The 1,015-nt window shown below is 55.5% G+C and carries 1 protein-coding gene; it reads right to left on the bottom strand.

The genetic code is table 11. The features are described 5' to 3' along the window. Positions 1-638 precede the first annotated feature (638 nt). Entirely contained in the window at positions 639-872 is a 234-nt protein-coding gene (locus O9255_RS15240) for a hypothetical protein (RefSeq protein WP_297867718.1), read from the bottom strand. Positions 873-1,015: the final 143 nt, after the last annotated feature.

Below are 1,015 nucleotides of genomic sequence, written 5' to 3'. Positions count from 1 at the left end.
ATCCGCGAAGCGTCGAAGAACTGGAAGATGATCCACCACTGGAAGCCAGCGCTACAGAGCTTCCAGGTGATGTTCGGCGACGAGCGCGTGCCGCTGGCCGCCCTGTGAGAAACCCGGTTACACAGTTGGTTTGACAGACCCTGGTTGGACGGCATGTGGCGTTCATGACGGTCTCGTTTTTTCGGCCATACGCATTCACGCCATCATGGTGGTTGATAATGAGCCCCGTTCTCCGCGACAGCACTAGACTGTTAGTGCCCACGAATCCAGAGCCGCTGCCCTCACCCTCGGTTGCCTCGTATCGGATCTGGTTCGCATCGGAACTAAAGGAGCATGAGACCCCATAGTCCGAACAGCCAATCAGATCCACAAGCTCGTTTGTATCCTCAAAATACCGCTTGATCCAGCCTTCGGATTCATTGAAGGCCATGATGATTTCTTTTTCCTCATAACCTCTGTTGTCCTTACAGGCCAAGAAGACATCTTTCGCAAAGACGGTATTGCTAGCCGAAAGAATCATGAGGGAGGCCAGTAGAAGCAGCGGTCGGTTTCTCTGGTTCATCGCTTTTCCCCTGATTGGTCTGGCTTAACTGGTTGCCACCAGCGATATCGCTGAATGAACATCGGCCACGCTCGCATCACGAGCGCTTACGGCCTACGAGCACCTTTCGGTATGACTTGAGCAGTTCGTCGAGGTAGAGGCAAGCGTGCAGGCCTTGCATCGCGTCCTCAAGCTTCTTGCGCTGAGCCGACAGCACTTCTCGCGTCGACGAGAGGCCATCGCGCCAGGCGGTGTCTTCTACCTCGCGGCGAATTGGCATGTCGTGCCCGCCACTCTCATCCCGAACGAAGACATAATCAGTAATGATCATGTTGGGCTCTTTTGAAATCCGAGTGGGTTATGCGGCATGGGGATTGATGCCTCGGAAGTCGAGCTTCCCGGCGATCAGGAACAGCACGGTGCGCATGGTTTCGAATCGGCCGTACCCACGCGCCTTGCGCTTGGCGGCCTGAA

This window comes from Silanimonas sp., from assembly GCF_027530345.1.
Taxonomy (GTDB): Bacteria; Pseudomonadota; Gammaproteobacteria; order Xanthomonadales; family Xanthomonadaceae; genus Silanimonas.
Note: the sequence above shows the minus strand (reverse complement) of the source record. Positions and strands in the feature narration are given on the sequence as shown.

What these genes read in the sequence shown, in the direction of transcription:
- O9255_RS15240 (WP_297867718.1), bottom strand. Translation starts at nt 872, where the DNA reads ATGATCATTACTGATTATGTCTTCGTTCGGGATGAGAGTGGCGGGCAC.